Genomic DNA, 16,808 nt, shown 5'->3' with positions numbered 1-16,808 from the left:
ACGCAGATTCACGGAGGCGTGGTGCGGGCAAAACTTTCGCGCTGAAAAAGCCGCTCGACCAGTTTGATAAGCGTCGGGCGCTCCACGCACCAGCCCGGCGCGATACGACGAAAATTAAGATAACCGAGCGTGCAGGCTACGCTGATATCGGCCACGTTGAGTCCCTCGCCGTTCAGCCACTGCCGCTCTTTGGCATAATGCTCCAGCTTGTCCAGCCCGCGCAGCACTTTGCCACGCTGATTGATAATCCACTCTTCATTTCTTTGCGCCGCCTCGCGGCGATTTTCCAGCACCAGCGCCACGGCTGCATCGGTGACGCCGTCAGCCAGCGCTTCCACCTGCTTGACCCGCAGCGCGTCCAGCGGTTCCCACGGCAAAAAGGTAGGTGATGTGCCAAGCAGTTCGAGATATTGCACGATGATGGGCGAATCATAGAAAACTTCGCCTTCATCGGTCACCAGCGCCGGCACCTTGCCGAGCGGATTAAAATCCGTGACCTTGCTGCCTTCCGCCGAAGGAGGATCATTGACGAACTCGAACGGGATGCCCTTTTCAATCAGCATCACCGAAATTTTTCGCACATAAGGACTGGTATAGCTTCCGATTAACTTCATTAAACCCTCCTTATCAAAGTCCGGAGAAAACCGAGAAATAGCCGTTTACCCTCTATAAAACTAGCACTCGGGCCGCTTTTTACCAGCCTTTGGCACAGATTGAGATTCAATTTCGGCGGGGTTAGGTCTACCCTGGTTCCCAGTGTGTCCCGATTTAATTGCCAAACGGAAATCGCCTTGAATACTCCTCTGAATCCCGCCTCTGACGAGCAGCAAAAACAGCCTGGTCTCGAGCAGCGTCTCGTCGTGCAGCGCCGAAATCTGGCCGTCAGCCAGCCGGACTGGGTGGCGGAAGAAGTCCCCGTCGCGCTGGTTTACAACGGTATTTCGCACGTGGTGATGATGGCCTCGCCGAAAGACCTCGAGGCGTTTGCCGTGGGGTTTTCCTTGTCCGAAGGCATTATCGAATCGGTGAGGGATATTTTTGGGCTGGAGGTGACACCCAACTGTAACGGTATAGAGGTTAATATCGAGCTATCGAGCCGTCGTTTCGCTGGATTAAAAGAACGACGCCGCGCGATGGCGGGCCGTACCGGTTGCGGCGTCTGCGGAATCGAACAGCTGGGCGACCTGTTTCGTCCTCTGGCACCGCTGCCTTTTACCCAGACGTTTTCACTTTCCAATCTGGATAATGCGCTGCGCCAGTTGACCTCCGTGCAGCCGATTGGCCAGGAAACCGGATGTACACACGCCGCCGCCTGGATTGATCCGAAAGGTCAGTTGCTGGGCGGTTGCGAAGATGTCGGGCGTCATGTCGCGCTGGATAAAATGCTCGGGATCAAAGCCCGGCAAGCAGGCTGGCAGGCAGGCGCGGCGCTGGTGTCGAGCCGGGCGAGCTATGAAATGGTGCAGAAAACGGCCATGTGCGGCATCGAAATCCTGTTTGCCGTGTCTGCGGCGACCTCGCTTGCGGTGGATGTCGCCGAGCGCTGCAACCTGACGCTGGTCGGTTTCAGCAAGCCGGGTCGCGCCACCCTCTATACGCATCCGCAGCGATTAATCGACTAGCGGCCTTTTTCGCCAACGCCTTTTACAGGGCGATTCCTAAAATGCGCCGAAAGCCGGTTAGACGGATTTTGCCATTGGTTAGTCCTTGTCGCTCTAAGCCACGGATTACGCGGCCTGGCGAATACCCACACAAAGTGCAGCGCATAGATAATCATTTTCAATATCAATTTATTAACTATAATGATCCGACTGATTACGCGGTGCTCACCCTAATCTGCACCGCCCAACTAAAATGGAGCTGATGAACATGAGTTATTCACTACCATCCCTGCCTTACGCCTACGACGCTCTTGAGCCGCATTTCGACAAAGAAACGATGGAAATCCATCACACCAAACATCACCAGACTTATGTCAACAACGCCAATGCGGCGCTGGAAAGCCTGCCGGAACTGGCTGCGCTGCCTGTTGAAGAGCTGCTGGTCAACTTCGATAAAGTGCCTGCCGACAAGAAAACTGTACTGCGTAACAACGCAGGCGGTCACGCCAACCACAGCTTCTTCTGGAAAGGTCTGAAAAAGGCACCACCCTTCAGGGCGATCTGAAAGCCGCTATCGAACGTGACTTCGGAAGCGTTGATGCTTTCAAGGAAACCTTCGAGAAAGCTGCTGCAACGCGTTTCGGTTCAGGCTGGGCGTGGCTGGTCAAGAAAGACGGCAAGCTGGCCGTTGTGTCTACCGCTAACCAGGACAGCCCGCTGCTAGGCGAAGCGATTTCTGGCGCATCTGGTACCCCAATCGTGGGTCTGGACGTGTGGGAACACGCTTACTACCTGAAATATCAGAACAAACGCCCTGATTACATCAAAGCCTTCTGGGACGTTGTAAACTGGGACGTGGCGGCAGAGAACTTCGCAAAAGCCTAAGACGCCCGGTTTTATCAGGCGCAAGCCGCTCGTGGTCAGGTTTCGGCCTGACTCTGAACGCAAAAAACCGACGGAGCTTGCTTCGTCGGTTTTTTTATAGGGCAGAAAAGGTGCTAAAAAATTTTTTAGAACGCCTTTTTCGCATAGCCGGTGACCGCTTTCAGACCCATTTCACGGCCAAGCGCAGTCATTGGGTGCACGACGATGATACCGCGAACCGGCTTTCTTCAGCGTTCCCATATCTGCCTGCTCTTTCTTGGTGATTTCACGGCTGTAAGGCAGTTTCGCCAGCTTTTGAGCTTCCGCGCTCAGCTTCACTTCACGCACACCGCGCAGGCGCTCGATTTCGGCCGCCAGTTTCTCTTTTTCTTTCATATGCTGGTCAATCAGCTCGGACACGCCTTGCTGAATAACGGTAGCATCTTTGTGGTTCAGGGCGTCCAGCATGTCGCTCAGGCGCTTGATTTCTGCTTTTTCTTTCTCGATCATTTCGATAACCCGTATGCCATCAGGCGCCGCGAGATTGCGGGGCAGGATAGCGAAGATGGAATTCAACCTGTAGTGTAACAGGTATAGTGTAACAGGAAGTCGTCTATTCGGCAGCCTGCACGATGCCGGGCGGTAATCCGCTCATCTCGCAGGCCCTGCGCCCTACTCGTGCCAGCGCCTCGGTATAGCGCGCATTGAACGGATAACAGCAGGAAAGCCGCAGCGCGTTGCGGTAGCGGCCACTCGGCGAATAGAGTGTGCCGGGCGTCATGCTGATTTTTTCCTGCAACAGCTGTTCGAAAAGCTTGACCGTATCGACACCCGGCGGAAAATCCACCCAGAATACGAAACCGCCCTGCGGTTGCGTCGCCCGTGTCCCCTGCGGAAAATAGCGCATAATCAGCGATTTCGCCTCATCGACCTGCGCCGCATAGCGGCGTCTTAATACGCGCAGATGATGGTCAAAACCGCCCGACTCGAGAAACACCGCCAGCGTTTCGGACAACAGTGAAGATTCGGCCATCGACGACACCGCTTTCAAGCGGCGCAGCTTTTCGGCAAAACGACCTCCGGCAATCCAGCCAATGCGAAAATCGGGCGCCAGCGTCTTGGTAAAGCTTGTGCAAAACAGCACCCATCCGTTTTTGTCGAACGCTTTTACCGCCGGCGAAAGCGTCGCACCAAACTGAATTTCAGCATACAGTCCGTCTTCAATCAGCGGCACCTGATGATCGTTCATCAGCCTCGCCAACCTTTTCTTGGCCGCGAGCGGCATCGTAAATCCCATAGGATTCTGCGCCGTTGGCATCGCAATCACCGCATTTAGGCGCTTTTCGTTAAGCATCAGCTCCAGCGCATCGAGTGAAAGCCCCTCCTTTGGGTCGGTCGGGATTTCAATGGCCTTCAATCCGAGGCTCGCAAGCAGCGGCAGCAGATAAAAATAGGTCGGCGTTTCAAGCCCCACGCTGTCACCGGGTTGCGTCGTTACGCGCAGGGCAAGCTGAAGCGCCTCCATACATCCGTGGGTCAGCGTGATATCGGCAGGTTCCAGCATCATGCCCAACGTCATGCTGCGGCGCGCTATCTGCTGGCGCAAATGCAGGTTGCCGGGCGGCAGCGCGTATCGACCAATCAGCTGCGGCTGATGGCGCAGGAGCGATGACATAATGCGGCCGAGCTTACTGCCGGGATAAAAATCATTGGCTTGCGGGCACGCCAGCGAGATGTTGGTGTACTCGGGATTAATCTGCGCGGCAAAAACAGTATCGATAAGCGCCAGCACTTCATCGGCGGGTTCGGCGGCGGTAGAGTGCACCTCGACACGGCTTTCGAGTACGGGCAGCGCGTTGCTGACATAGAATCCGGACTGCGGCCTTGCTTCAATCAACCCGCGATCCTCAAGTCGCCGATAAGCCGCCACCACCGTGTTGATGCTGACCTGATGCATTTCGGCGCAGCGCCTGACGGACGGTAATCGGCTGCCCGGCAGCAATGTGCCAAGGCTGATGGCGGCGGCGAGCTGGTCCGCCAGCTGGTGGTAGCGCGTTTCACTCGCCTCGGCGGGCGCAGGGTCAACGACATGCGTCAGAACATCGGTCATGGTGTCAATTCCGGTAAAATAGGGGGTTACAGTTCAAAATTTATGCGACTGTAACCCTAACAATAGCCTAGATCTGGTTCTGTAACCATACCTCCAATCGTCTTATGCTACTCACACAATAACTGCCGCCGCCGTGTGCATAGCCATAAGGAAGACCCGATGCTGGATACCGCTTTTGTAAGTTACGTGACCGTAATGTCGATAACGCCTGGCCCCAACAATCTGTTGCTGGCCTCGTCGGGCGTGAATTTCGGGCTGCGCAGAACGCTGCCGATGACGCTCGGCATCACGCTGGGCTGTGCGCTGCAATGCGCGCTGACCACCTCGCTGCTGGCGGTGTTGCTGAGCTGGATGACGGTCATTCGCCTGCCGATGGCCATCATGGGCTGTAGTTATCTGCTGTGGCTGTCGTGGAAAATATTTCGCTCTTCAACGCCGCAAAACCGCGCCGAGCAACAACCCATGCGGATGATTAACGGTGCCCTGTTTCAGGCGGTCAATCCCAAAGCCTGGCTGATGGCAACCAACGTCGCCATTCTGTTTACGCCGCCGGAAGGCAATATGCTGCACCACACGTTGGCGAACTGTCTCGGTTTTGCCGTGTTGAATTTCCCGTGTGTTCTGGTCTGGGTGATGATGGGCGACAGATTGCGCAAGGCGCTGCAGGTAGAGTGGAAGCTAAAGGCGTTTAATACGGTGATGGCCGCGTTAATGGCGATAACCGCACTGTGGCTTATCATCGACGAGCTAAAAAGCGTCGCTGTTCATTGAATGCCCCCTCGATTTTTAGTACTTTAAAACCCCTTTTATTCGGGGTCGGACATGGCCCGCGAATATGTTGCTAAATTTTAGAGACTGGAAATGATCAAGGCATATTTTCTTGTAGGATTTTCGTTTGTATTCGCTTTATTCGGCTATTTCTCGCTGGATTTATTAGTGTCTCAATATTTGGGCGATCACCGAGGAGCCATTGCCGATTTACATGCCTTTATTATTTTACCGGTGACACTCGCGGTAGAGTATGTGATTTACTTTATGGTCTCTTATTTCCTGTTCGATAAAGTCAAGACGCTCACCTATAAAAGAGAAAGCACCTTTCAGGCTTTATCGCTGATTGTTAATGCGCTTTTCCTGTTTATTTTCACGGCGCTTTACAGTCGCGGTTTCAAGGAAGGCATTCTCGATGATGCGGTCATGCAGGTCGATAATTTCCCGGCGTCGAAAATCTATTTCACCACGATGGCGGTGTCACTGGTCTGTCTGCTGGGCTGGCGTAAAATCTGGCGCGCGGCTTAACGTTTTACCGGCGAAAGGCGGGAAGGTTGCTGATTGCTGATGTGGGCAATCAGCCCGGTGACGGAAAGCACCATGGTGGAACGGACAATCTGCTGATAACGCTGCCGCTGCATGGCAATCATTGCGTCATCCGCCTCGCCCGGCTTCAGGAAAGTGGGCGCAGGCGGCAGCAATGCCACGCAGTGCAGTTCGCCGAAAGGCCCGAGGATTTCGTCATCGGTGAAGCGATACTCGCTGGCATCGTGGTTCAACTCCTCCCGCAGGGCCATCAGCAGCTCGGCGTCTTCGTATTCATTGCGGCTGATGACGCCCAGCGCATAAATCAATTTTAAACGAACGGATAAATCCCCCAGCGGCCCGTTACCGGTCAGCAGAGGCTCCACGGCGTATTTCACCGCGTAATCATCTTTACGAAAGACCTCAATCACTAGAATATCCAGCGCTTCGGCCAAAAGTTCGACGGCCGTTATCAGAAAGCTGCGCACGGTTTTACCCGCATTCAGCTTTTCCAATACCCGATTCTCGAACGCCTGTGCTTTTTCCATGGTCGCTATTCACGATGTTAAGTGAGTCTTTCAACGCCCACGGCGTCATCCCTGATAGGCTCTATCATGAAAGATTGCTCTCTCTGACAGGGTTTTATTCACCTGGTGTTGGCATAATCCGTGGTCCCTGCGTTGCGGCTGCCCTGCCGCAACGCGAGTGACGGTGGAGAGGTATCCAGAATGTTATCAGTGCATTTTTTCGTAGACGTCGACCGCCTGCGCGACCACTTCTCCGTCGGCGGGCAGACCGGAAATCTGCGCCAGCGCGGCTTTCGGCCCAAGGGTATTCAGCAATTCCACCAGCTCCTGCGCCTGCGGGTCCTGCTCGCTGCGATAACGCATCGCGGCCGCAATGCCTGTGACCAGATTGTCATGAGGCAGCGCATACTCTTCGGTGCCAAGCAGCGGCTTGACGAGACGGTCGCCCGCGCTGAGTTTACGCAGCGGTTGACGCCCCACGCGCTCGACATCGTCGTGCAGATACGGGTTTTCGAAACGGGAAAGGATTTTCTGAATATAGGCCGCGTGTTTCTCTGCATCGAAACCGTAACGTTTGATAAGCACCGCGCCGCTCTCTTCCATCGCGCCCTTTACCACTTCGCGCACCTCCGGGTCGAGAATGGCATCACGAATAGTTGCATGACCGGCCTGCTGACCCAGATAGGCGGTAATGGCATGGCCGGTATTTAGCGTAAACAGTTTGCGCTCGACGAAGGCCATCAGGTTATCGGTGAGTTCCATGCCTTTGATATCCGGCAACGGGCCTTTGAACTGCGTCTGGTCGACAATCCATTCGGAGAAGGTTTCAACGGTGACTTCCAGCGGATCGGTGGTGCCTGCCGCAGCGGGCGGCACGATGCGGTCAACCGCGGAATCAACGAAACCGACGTGGGCCTCTACCCAGGCCTTTTCCTCTTCCGGCAGGGCATTGAAGACGTGCTGCTTGAACTGGCTGGTGCCGCGCACCATGTTTTCGCAGGCGATGATGTTCAAGGGACTTTCATTGCCCTGCTGATGGCGCAGGACCAGACCTTTCGCCACGTTCGGCGCGATTTTTTCCAGAATGGTCGGGCCGACGGCGGTAGTGACCAGGTCAACCTGCGCGATAAGGTTGATGGCGTCCTGACCCGCACTGTTGACGGCGCTGACATTCTTCACCGGCTCGACGGTGGCCTGGTTTCGCCCACCACGTGAACGTCATAACCTTTGCGGCTGTTAAGTGCCTCGAGCAGAACCGGGCTGACGTCGGCGAAGGTCAGTTCGACCTGTGCATCGGCAAGCAGCTTGCCGATAAAACCTCGGCCAATGTTACCGGCTCCAAAGTGTAAAGCTTTCATGATGACTCCCTAAAATGGTGACAAGAACCAGGAAGCTCTGGGCTTCGAATCAACAACCGGGTCTGCTATCCCTTGGTGGATAATGACAGACCCGGTTAGTGACGTTCTCGAATGGTGGCATTCGATAACCCGAAGATTATCGAACAATTGCCGTTAGCCGCGAATGATCTGCAACACTTCTTCCACACTGTGTGTCGTTGCCAGACGATCGATAACGCCCTCTTCGTCGAGCGCGGTGGTCAGCTTGGTTATCACGTTGATGTGCTCGTTATTACGCGCCGCAATACCGATAACCAGACGGGCAGAGTCGTCTTCGTCATCGCCCCAGCGAATGCCCGCCGGATACTGGCAGAACACGATACCGGTTTTCAGCACCCGATCTTTCGCTTCGATGGTGCCGTGCGGCACGGCAATTGACTCACCCAGATAAGTTGACGTCAGCTGCTCGCGCGCCAGCATGGCCTCGACGTATTCTGCCTGCACGTAACCGCCTTTCACCAACTGCTCACCGGCAAAGCGGATAGCCTGTTCTTTATTGGCTGCCGTCAGGTTCAGGAAGATATTTTCAGGGCTCATGCGGAACAGGTTGCTGTTGTCGGCATCTGCCACCACGCTGTCGCTCAGGGTCGTGTTGACCTTTTCCTTGTATTCGCTGGTTTTGTTCACCTCGGCCAGACGGGTTACCAGGTCGGTATACAGGCCGCTGTCGAGGAAGTTGGTCAGTGAAATATGCTGCGCGTGCGGCACCTGGCGCATGGCGCGTTCGGTCAGATCACGGTGGGTAATGACCAGATCGACGTCGTCCGGCAGGTTGTTGATAGCCATGTTGGTGACGGAAATATTGCTCAGCTTGGCATCCTGCACTTTCTTGCGCAGCACGCCCGCGCCCATCGCACTCGACCCCATACCGGCGTCACAGGCAACGATGATCTTGCGCACGGTAGACAGGTCGCCCGCTACACCGGTCGCTGCCGCGCCTGCAACAGGTTTGCCGCCCTTGGACTGCGCTTTCATGTCCTGCACGCGACGGGTCGCTTCTTCCAGCTCATCGCCTTCACGCACCTTGGAGCTTTTCAGCAGGATGGAAGAAACCACGAACGACACCAGGAAGGCCGCCACGATAGCCGCGATGTTGGCGAAGTAGGTGCCTTTAGGTGTCATGGCCAGCACGGCGATGATAGACCCCGGAGAAGCCGGAGACACCAGGCCGCCGTTCAGAAGCGTCAGCGTGAACACGCCGGTCATACCGCCAAGAATAACCGCCAGCAGCAGGCGCGGGTTCATCAGCACGTAAGGGAAATAGATTTCGTGAATACCGCCAAGGAAGTGAATGATGGCCGCACCGCCCGCAGACTGCTTGGCGCTACCGCGACCAAACACCATATAGGCAATCAGCACACCCATCCCCGGACCCGGGTTGGCTTCAATCAGGAAGAAGATGGATTTACCCACTTCGTTGGCCTGCTGAATACCCAGCGGCGAGAAGATGCCGTGGTTGATGGCGTTGTTCAGGAACAGGATCTTCGCCGGTTCGACAAAGATAGAGGCCAGCGGCAACAGGTTATGGATAACCATAATGTGCACGCCTGCCGCCAGCACCTTGGACAGGGCTTCAACCAGCGGACCGATAGCCAGGAAAGAGAGGATAGCCAGCAGCATGCCGATGATACCGGCAGAGAAGTTGTTGACCAGCATCTCGAAGCCGCTTTTGATTTTACCGTCTACCCAGCGGTCGAAGTGCTTGATGCACCAGCCGCCCAGCGGACCGGCAATCATGGCGCCGAGGAACATCGGCATATCGGCACCGACGATCACGCCCATGGTTGTGATGGCACCGACCACGCCGCCGCGATCGCCACCGACCAGACGACCCCCGGTGAAACCTATCAGCAAGGGCAGCAGGTAGGTGATCATCGGGCCGACGAGTTTGGCGAGCGTGGCATTCGGGATCCAGCCAGTCGGGATGAACAGCGCGGTGATGATACCCCAGGCGATAAATGCCCCAATATTAGGCATTACCATGTTACTCAGGAAGCGGCCAAAGTTTTGAACCTTAACCTTTACGTCTGGTGAAAACATAAAACACACCCCTATTGATACGCGCTAACAATAAGAGCGCGTTATACGTGATAATTATTGGGACGGTATCAATACCCACAACTGCGGGATCCCGTCGAATTGCTGTCTGCAAGGCGAACTCTAGCACGTCGTTATGACCGCGCGTAGACAGGGCCGGACACGTGATTGCGATCACTGCTTTACCCCCTCTCCCCTCTACTTTTAGTGATATCCATCACATAAAAGTCCTGTAACTTAAGCACATTGCGCTAAAAGGCGTCAGAAAGGTGAAATAATTGTGATCAATGTCACTTTTTTGCGGGCGATCTTTATCACTAAAGCGTGATGATGATCACAAATTATTTTCGCTATGCGTCTGAAATTACGCTTGAAAAAGCATCGTTTTTTAAAGATGAAGGAATTAACCAGAATTTAACAAGTCAGCCTGAAAGAAAATTACGCTGCATTGCAGAGCCGAAGAGGCTTTCAGCACGGGCATGCCAGCGTGGCCTGCTTAGTTAGAATACCCTTAACTTAACTGAGGATTTACCCGCGTGGAGGACGAATCGTCTATAACCGAAATTCGCCGTTCTTATATAACCTATACCTAAGGACAGGTAACATGCCTATATTGATTGCCCTAGTGAATAAAAAGCAGCTAAATCATTATTATTTAGAATCTATCAATACTCTCGGATTTACATCGTAATATTTTTTTAAACTTACAGATGATATAAAGGATAAAAGGAGAAATCGGAATGATGTCTATTACGCTCGTTCTTATTATAATCAAAATCATTAACTTGGCATTAAATATCATTCTTGGAATAAAAAAGCTATTTGGCGGGCGAGGATAACTCGCGAGGAATATATCAAAACTTTATTTATTAATGTTCAACTCCACCTAATTAACCGGCATGATAATTGGCTCACATAAAAATACACCCTATACTTAAGCACAGTGAAAGATTATTCGATTCCCTGGTGTTGGCCACGTTGGCATCCCCTTATCTCGCCGAGAATAAGGGGCTTTTTTTACCGTTAATTAATTAGAAATAATTTTCTGAATACTGGATAAATATAAAGGTCGTCGTTTCTTAAATCAGGATGCGCCGGCCTGATGAATGATATCCAAGACGCGGTGCAGATCCTGGGCATCAATCTGACCCGGCGCAGAAGACTTGCCGACCATGCCAAACGCCATTGCGGAACCCGTTAACTCTCCCGACAGGCGCGATACCACGCCGGTTCCGCCCATCGCCATCGTCAGCAGCGGCTTGCGGGCGTACTTGCTGTACATTTCCCAAGTCGCGTTCATCAATGTCAGCACATCGCCCGCATCTTTCGGCGACGCGGCTATCTTGAGCACGTCCGCGCCTTTCTCCTGCTGTAAACGCAGGCGTCGAATCATCTCTTCCTGTGGCGGCGTCTTTTCGAAATCATGGCTCGACATCACAATGCCCACGCCAATCTCATGCGCATGCGCCACCAATTTGTGCACCAGCACTTCATTGCGGAACATCTCGATATCAAGCAAGTCCAGTTTGCCGTGGGTCAGAATTTCCTGATACAGCGCGCAATAATCGGCATCTGCAATGTCTTTCTTACCGCCCTCGGGCTTGGTGCGAAAAGTCACCAGCAGCGCTTTTCGCCCAACGATGTCATACACCTGACGGCTCAGACGGGCGATGGCCGACGTGTCTGCCACGCTGTCCAGCGGATCGAGACGCAGTTCGACCACATCCACCTCGTTGACGGCAGACAGTTCGCGGGCCTTGTCCAACACCTTCGATTGCAGGCTTTCGGAAATCGGTACGATAAGCTTGGGTCGACCCTCGCCGATAGTGATGCCTTTGACATGCAATGTCTCAATCATGGATTCCCTCCTTATTCATGAAAATGGACGGCTTACAGCGAATACTGAGGTTCGTCGCGGTAACAGACGGCTTTGAGCGCCTGCATGGCTTTGCGGGCAACCTCGGTGGCGTCCTGCTTTTTAAGCGTATCGTTGAATACTTCCAATCCAATCGGCCCGGTGTAACCCTGCTCTTCCAGATGCGTTATCAATGTATCCAGCGGGAATGTCCCTTCGCCCGGCAGCAGACGACTGTGTCGTGCCGTATCGACCAGATGATCGGCGGACGGCGTTTCGGCCAGATCGGATAACTGCACCAGAAAGATTTTTTCCATCGGGATGCCGTCGAGATCTTTCACCGTGCGCTGGCGCACGAAGATATGAAACGCATCGACGACCAGTCCGAGGTTGGGCGCATCGATGCGCTTAACCAGTTGCCACGCCTCGGCGGTGTTGTTGACGGCCGTGCTCCAGGCCATGCCTTCATAGGCAATTCGCAGTCCGCGCCGAGCCGCCTGCTGCACCAGCCAGCGCATATCTTCTTCGACGCGCTCTTTGACACACGCCTTGTGCGTGCAGGCAGGTGTCAACACGGTTGTTGCGCCAAGCTTGACCGCCGTATCCAGCATCTGGATGGCTTCCTGACGTTTTTCTTCGCGCAGGCTGTCGGGCGCGCCATCGAAGTCCAGCAAAACCTGATAGTCAGTCAGCGCAATCGGCAGGGTTTGCAGTAAATCCTTGATTCCCGCGCAATCGCCGTCGGTTGCCTCGACGTCCTGACGCCAGAGTTCAACCTGGTCAAATCCGGCGGCGTGGGCGGCGCGCAGCTTTTCTTGCGTGGAGCCGCTTAAACATACGGTATTGATAAAGAGTTTATTGGCTGATTTTTTCATTAACGTTCTCCCGGTGATAATAGTTAACCATAGACGAGTGCCTGCGGAGGAGGTCAAAAAACGCCCGCCCGCCACGTGTCTGTCAGGGTTGGTAATCAGGCACAAAGCGCTTCACGTCGACCTCCTTGAACTGCGAACGCGTGAAATGCTCCTTGAGTTTGAAAGGCACCGTGCAATCGAAAATGGTTTTGCACGAAATACCAGTGTCTTGCAGCAGCGGATTGAAATCCGGCGTTTGCGACGGGTCGAGCGGATGACAGCGTACGCCCGGAATAAACACGGTGCTGACATCGCCCTGATAGCGCGTCTGCATCGCCCACAGCACATCATCGGTATCGAAAATATCGACGTCTTCATCAACCAGAATGACGTGTTTCAATTCGCCGAAGGCGGCAAACGCCAGCAGCGCAGCCTGACGCTGTCGCCCTTCGTCGTTCAGCGACGCCTTCTTGAACTGCATGACCGCCAGATATTTACCGCCGCCGGAGGGATGGGCATAGACGTTGAGCAGGCGGCCGGGCATTGCCTTGTCGACCATCTGCAAAATGCTGGCCTCGGTCGGGATCCCGGCCATGTTGACGTGTTCTTCGCTCGGCCCGATCACCGTTTGCAGAATAGGATTTCTGCGGTGCGTCACGGCTTTTACCTTGATGACCGGCACTTCCTGCTTGGCCTCGCCGGTATAACCCGGAAATTCGGGCATCGCTTTACCCGTGTGGGTGTTCTGGTCTTCGCGCACGCGATAATTGGGGATGAGTTCACCTTCGATAACGATTTCGGCATTGGCAATCGCCCGCGCCCTGACCGACACGCAGTCAACCAGCTCAACGGCCTGGTCGCGCAGGCTTCCGGCCACCTGAAGCTCATCGAAACCCAGCGGCGTGGTCGGCGGCTCGAAACAGGCACCGATTTCTATCGCCGGATCGACGCCGATACTGATAGAAATCGGCAGCGCTTCACCTTTGGCTTCGGCTTTCATGCGGAACTGGTCCAGATGACGGCCCGGCACGAAATACATCGAAATCTCGTCGGCGCTTTGCACGCAGAGACGGTGAATGGTGACGTCGGATTCACCGGTGTCCGGATCCGAGGCGTAACACATTCCCATAGTGAAATACGGACCGGCATCTTCTTCGGTATTGGTCGGCGCAGGAAGCAGCGTGCGAATATCGAAATCCTTGTCCGTTGCGCGGTGCACCACCTCCTGGCACACGGCTTTGTCGGCTGAAATCACCACGGGCGGAATCGGATTGTTCACGGAGTCTTTCAGCAGAAAACCCAGCTTGTCGACCGGCGCACCCAGCAGGCGCGCCACGCGTTGACGGGAAGCCAGCAGACCAATCAGTACGCGAACATCGCGAAACCCTTTGACCTTGTTGAAGATCATGGCCGGTCCAAGCTTTGTCGGGCGCATTACCGTGCCGCGCGCACCAATGTAACGATAAACACCCGAGATCTCGGCGCTGGGATCGGCTTCGACATCGGTTGTGATGAGTTCGTCAGGGTAGCGTTCAAGAAGCGCAAGGGCAGAGCGCAGGTCATACACTGACCCTTTTTCAAGTGAGGATTTAATCATGGTTTCGTCCTTAAAAGGAGAGGTTACTCGGCGTCATATATTTTTTATGAAAGGTTAAGCCTAGTAATAAATCTATTTAAGGGGGAATACTCTTTAACGATGGCGACCTATACCATAAAGGTAGTATGTTGGATTAATAATGCTTGAGGCATGCGTTCGCTAATTTAGCGGTCGTCATTATCATTATTTACAGGCAACCTTCAATTATAGACAATAACAGGAATAAAGGTTTTGTATGGATTTAAAACGATTGCGCTATTTTTGCGTTATTGTCGAACAGGGGTCAATCAGCAAGGCGGCTCGTCTGCTCAATATCTCCCAGCCGCCGTTGAGCAAACGGCTTCAGGAGCTGGAAGACGAGATTGGTACGGCGCTGGTATCACGCAACGGCACCGGCATTGCGACCACTGAAGCGGGCATGGTGTTCTATCTGCGCGCGACGGACATTTTACGCAACGTGGAAGAGGCCCGCAGCGAAGCCCTGCTCGTCGCCACTAACAGAAAAACCGTAGTAAGGATCGGCATTTCCTACCTTTTCCAACGTTATTTCAGTCCGCTGGTGGCAGAAATTTATCAGCAGCTGGAAGGGGCGAAAATCGAAACAGTTGTGGCCGACTCAAGCACGCTTGAGACCATGCTTGAAAAAAACGTATAGATATCGGGCTATTCCAGCAACCCGATGCTGCCGGAAGCTATGAATGCGTCAGTATGCAGCCGGTGAAGGCGGTCGCGGTTATCTCGAAAAAACTGCTGCCGACGCCGCCGAAAGACCAGATTCTGCTGGCGGAACTCGGGCAACTGCCGCTTATCTTAATCAAGAGAATCAATGGCGAAGGAACATTCGATTTCATCCACAATCAGCTGTTAAGGCTGGGCGTTCGGCCCAACGTTATCATCTCTGCCAACGAACCGCGAATGGTGTGCGAGTTGATAGCCTCGGGTATTGCGGCGGCGTCGATGATGCCGATGTCCGAAGTGCCGCCACATATCACGGAAGCCTGCCATATTGTCGATATTTATCCTGCGCCAAATATCTATTTCCCCACCTTTGTGAAATTAGCGGCTACGCCGCAGCAACAGACACTCATGAATATACTGTTACATTATCAGCAGAAAAAATATTAATACAGGGACTAACAAGCCCTTTGAAATGAATATAAATGATTATTCCGGTAAACATATGTGTCGGCAGATAACGTCTATAATGTTAAATGAAAGTAAATAACGAGTTCACCCATAAACTCCATTTTTAAAAAGAGTCTCTGTGATGAAAAAAGCAATGCCTTCAACCGTGATCATTATCGTCGTTATCATTGGACTGGCTGTCTGGTGGTTTAATCGTACACCCGCCCATCAACCGGATTATGACGCAGCGACCTGTGCGGCCGTCGCCCAGCTGGGCAACACACCGGTCGACGATGGCGAATTAATCAAACGAATCCAGGCCGTTATCAGCAATCAAAACAGCTCTTACTCTGTCGACCCGGTAAAATTTGACGAAGATCTGGCGAAAGCTTCGGCGCAGCGCTATCAGTCTTTGAGCACCCAGCAAAAAACCTTTGCCGGTGAAAGCCTCACAAACTGCACAAAAACGATGGCAACCGGCGCAGCCGATAAAACCAACCAGTAAAGTCTTCGAGGTGAGGAATGCAGAGCCCGGACGGGCTCTGCATGGCGTGATATGACGCTTATTTGCCCTGTGCCTTGTTGATGGCGGCCTGCAAATCCTGAGCAGACACGGCACCCGGCAACACAGTGGTATTACCCGCATTCGCTCCGCTCACCGGCATTACGATGAAACCTGGCGTTCCTGGAAGCCCAGCGATTTCGCCAAATCATCATTTTTAGACAGCGCGGCGTGCGTTTCCTGACGATGCGCATCACTTGGCAAGGCACCGTGCACCTTCTCGACCGCACTGGAAATGTCGGCGTCGGTCAGCTTGCCTTCGTCGTGGCCGGTTGCATAAATGGCATTGTGGTAATCCAGGTAAGCCTGCGCGCCCTTCTGTTTCCAGATAGACAAACCGGTTTCCGCCGCGGTTATCGAGGCTTTCCAGCGATCGCCAAAGATTGGCCATTCCTTGAAGATGAAACGCACGTTCGGGTTGGCTTTCACGGTCTGCTCGACCAGCGGCGCCATGCGGCTACAGTACATGCACTGATAATCGAAGAATTCGACAAACGCCACTTTCGCGTCTTTCGGGCCGTAGGAAGGGGTGTCTTTGTCCTGGAGCAGCGCCGGAGCATTGGCCAGCACGGCGTTCAGCGCCTCGGATGCCTGTTGCTGCTGTTGCTGCGCCTGCAGTTTCTGACTCGCCTGCACCAGCACTTCAGGGTGAGCGACGATATAGTCGGAAGCAATCTTGCCGATTGCCTGCTGCTGGGCGTCAGTAAAGGTGGCGCTGCTGTCTGCGGCAGAGGCCAGACCCGGAGCGGCAATCAGCGCGGCCAGCAAAGTCATCATGTGACGTTTCATAAAAAACACTTCCTTTGAGTATGAGGCTACATTTTCACAAATTTAAAACAGTCGAGTGACATAAAAACTAATGTATTACGCCCTCTGCGTGCATCTCTAAATTGTGAGCTTTTATTAATCCTGCCATTCTACTGAAAAAAAACCACGCCCGATGACGTGGTTTTTTGATTTAAATCACCCGATTTTCAATTAATTAC

13 protein-coding genes and 4 pseudogenes are annotated in these 16,808 nt (G+C 53.7%); 7 read left to right on the top strand and 10 right to left on the bottom strand.

The window, feature by feature from the left end; translation table 11 throughout:
* Window positions 1-8: 8 nt before the first annotated feature.
* On the bottom strand, window positions 9-614 hold the full coding sequence (locus tag O1V66_RS17810) for a glutathione S-transferase (RefSeq protein WP_045048801.1): 606 nt from the start codon (window positions 612-614) through the stop codon (window positions 9-11).
* Window positions 615-803: 189 nt separating this feature from the next.
* Here O1V66_RS17810 and fdhD point away from each other — a divergent pair, with 189 nt between their 5' ends.
* Together fdhD and sodA are read left to right on the top strand one after the other, a co-directional pair.
* Window positions 804-1,622: a formate dehydrogenase accessory sulfurtransferase FdhD gene (fdhD, locus tag O1V66_RS17805; RefSeq protein WP_045048931.1), complete on the top strand. Its 819-nt coding sequence runs from the start codon at window positions 804-806 to the stop codon at window positions 1,620-1,622.
* 247 nt (window positions 1,623-1,869) lie between these two features.
* Window positions 1,870-2,486: pseudogene (sodA, locus tag O1V66_RS17800) on the top strand (superoxide dismutase [Mn]).
* A gap of 125 nt (window positions 2,487-2,611) precedes the next feature.
* On the opposite strand, the pseudogene O1V66_RS17795 reads toward sodA, so the two are convergent.
* Together O1V66_RS17795 and O1V66_RS17790 are read right to left on the bottom strand one after the other, a co-directional pair.
* Window positions 2,612-2,975 (bottom strand): annotated as a pseudogene (locus O1V66_RS17795) (YibL family ribosome-associated protein).
* A 103-nt stretch (window positions 2,976-3,078) separates the two neighbouring features.
* Window positions 3,079-4,575, bottom strand: coding sequence for an aminotransferase-like domain-containing protein (locus O1V66_RS17790; RefSeq protein ID WP_045048804.1), 1,497 nt, complete (start codon window positions 4,573-4,575; stop codon window positions 3,079-3,081).
* Between the two features lie 159 nt (window positions 4,576-4,734).
* Between O1V66_RS17790 and O1V66_RS17785 the strand changes: the two genes are divergently transcribed.
* On the top strand, window positions 4,735-5,346 hold the full coding sequence (locus tag O1V66_RS17785; RefSeq protein WP_045048805.1) for a LysE family translocator: 612 nt from the start codon (window positions 4,735-4,737) through the stop codon (window positions 5,344-5,346).
* A 165-nt stretch (window positions 5,347-5,511) separates the two neighbouring features.
* Window positions 5,512-5,871: a hypothetical protein gene (locus O1V66_RS17780; protein ID WP_241481429.1), complete on the top strand. Its 360-nt coding sequence runs from the start codon at window positions 5,512-5,514 to the stop codon at window positions 5,869-5,871.
* On the opposite strand, the gene O1V66_RS17775 is transcribed toward O1V66_RS17780, so the two are convergent.
* The 6 genes and pseudogenes from O1V66_RS17775 to O1V66_RS17750 form a co-directional block, all read right to left on the bottom strand.
* Window positions 5,868-6,416 (bottom strand): MltR family transcriptional regulator, encoded by a 549-nt coding sequence (locus tag O1V66_RS17775; RefSeq protein ID WP_045048807.1) that lies wholly within the window; start codon window positions 6,414-6,416, stop codon window positions 5,868-5,870. The two genes, O1V66_RS17780 and O1V66_RS17775, sit on opposite strands and share 4 nt — an antisense overlap.
* 186 nt (window positions 6,417-6,602) lie before the next feature.
* A pseudogene (locus O1V66_RS17770) lies at window positions 6,603-7,753 on the bottom strand (mannitol-1-phosphate 5-dehydrogenase).
* Window positions 7,754-7,906: 153 nt separating this feature from the next.
* The gene (locus tag O1V66_RS17765; protein WP_045048809.1) at window positions 7,907-9,832 is read right to left on the bottom strand and encodes a PTS mannitol transporter subunit IICBA; all 1,926 of its coding nucleotides are present in this window, start codon (window positions 9,830-9,832) and stop codon (window positions 7,907-7,909) included.
* 1,081 nt (window positions 9,833-10,913) lie between these two features.
* Complete coding sequence (gene aroD, locus O1V66_RS17760) at window positions 10,914-11,687, bottom strand: type I 3-dehydroquinate dehydratase (RefSeq protein ID WP_052673441.1); 774 nt, start codon at window positions 11,685-11,687, stop codon at window positions 10,914-10,916.
* A 32-nt stretch (window positions 11,688-11,719) separates the two neighbouring features.
* Window positions 11,720-12,559 (bottom strand): sugar phosphate isomerase/epimerase family protein, encoded by an 840-nt coding sequence (locus tag O1V66_RS17755; RefSeq protein WP_045048810.1) that lies wholly within the window; start codon window positions 12,557-12,559, stop codon window positions 11,720-11,722.
* Window positions 12,560-12,641: 82 nt separating this feature from the next.
* Window positions 12,642-14,135, bottom strand: coding sequence for a UbiD family decarboxylase (locus tag O1V66_RS17750; RefSeq protein WP_045048811.1), 1,494 nt, complete (start codon window positions 14,133-14,135; stop codon window positions 12,642-12,644).
* Window positions 14,136-14,370: 235 nt separating this feature from the next.
* Between O1V66_RS17750 and O1V66_RS17745 the strand changes: the two genes are divergently transcribed.
* The 3 genes from O1V66_RS17745 (at window position 14,371) to O1V66_RS17735 (ending at window position 15,765) form a co-directional block, all read left to right on the top strand.
* The gene (locus O1V66_RS17745) at window positions 14,371-14,790 is read left to right on the top strand and encodes a LysR family transcriptional regulator (protein WP_269127942.1); all 420 of its coding nucleotides are present in this window, start codon (window positions 14,371-14,373) and stop codon (window positions 14,788-14,790) included.
* Window positions 14,791-14,843: 53 nt separating this feature from the next.
* The gene (locus O1V66_RS17740) at window positions 14,844-15,260 is read left to right on the top strand and encodes a type 2 periplasmic-binding domain-containing protein (RefSeq protein ID WP_269127941.1); all 417 of its coding nucleotides are present in this window, start codon (window positions 14,844-14,846) and stop codon (window positions 15,258-15,260) included.
* 142 nt (window positions 15,261-15,402) lie between these two features.
* Entirely contained in the window at window positions 15,403-15,765 is a 363-nt protein-coding gene (locus tag O1V66_RS17735; protein WP_045048813.1) for a hypothetical protein, read from the top strand.
* 58 nt (window positions 15,766-15,823) lie between these two features.
* Here the strand turns inward: O1V66_RS17735 and O1V66_RS17730 are convergent.
* Window positions 15,824-16,611, bottom strand: a pseudogene (locus O1V66_RS17730) (DsbA family protein).
* Window positions 16,612-16,808 lie beyond the last annotated feature (197 nt).

This window comes from Rouxiella chamberiensis, assembly GCF_026967475.1.
Taxonomy (GTDB): Bacteria; Pseudomonadota; Gammaproteobacteria; order Enterobacterales; family Enterobacteriaceae; genus Rouxiella; species Rouxiella chamberiensis.
This window is presented reverse-complemented; position numbering and strand designations above follow the sequence as displayed.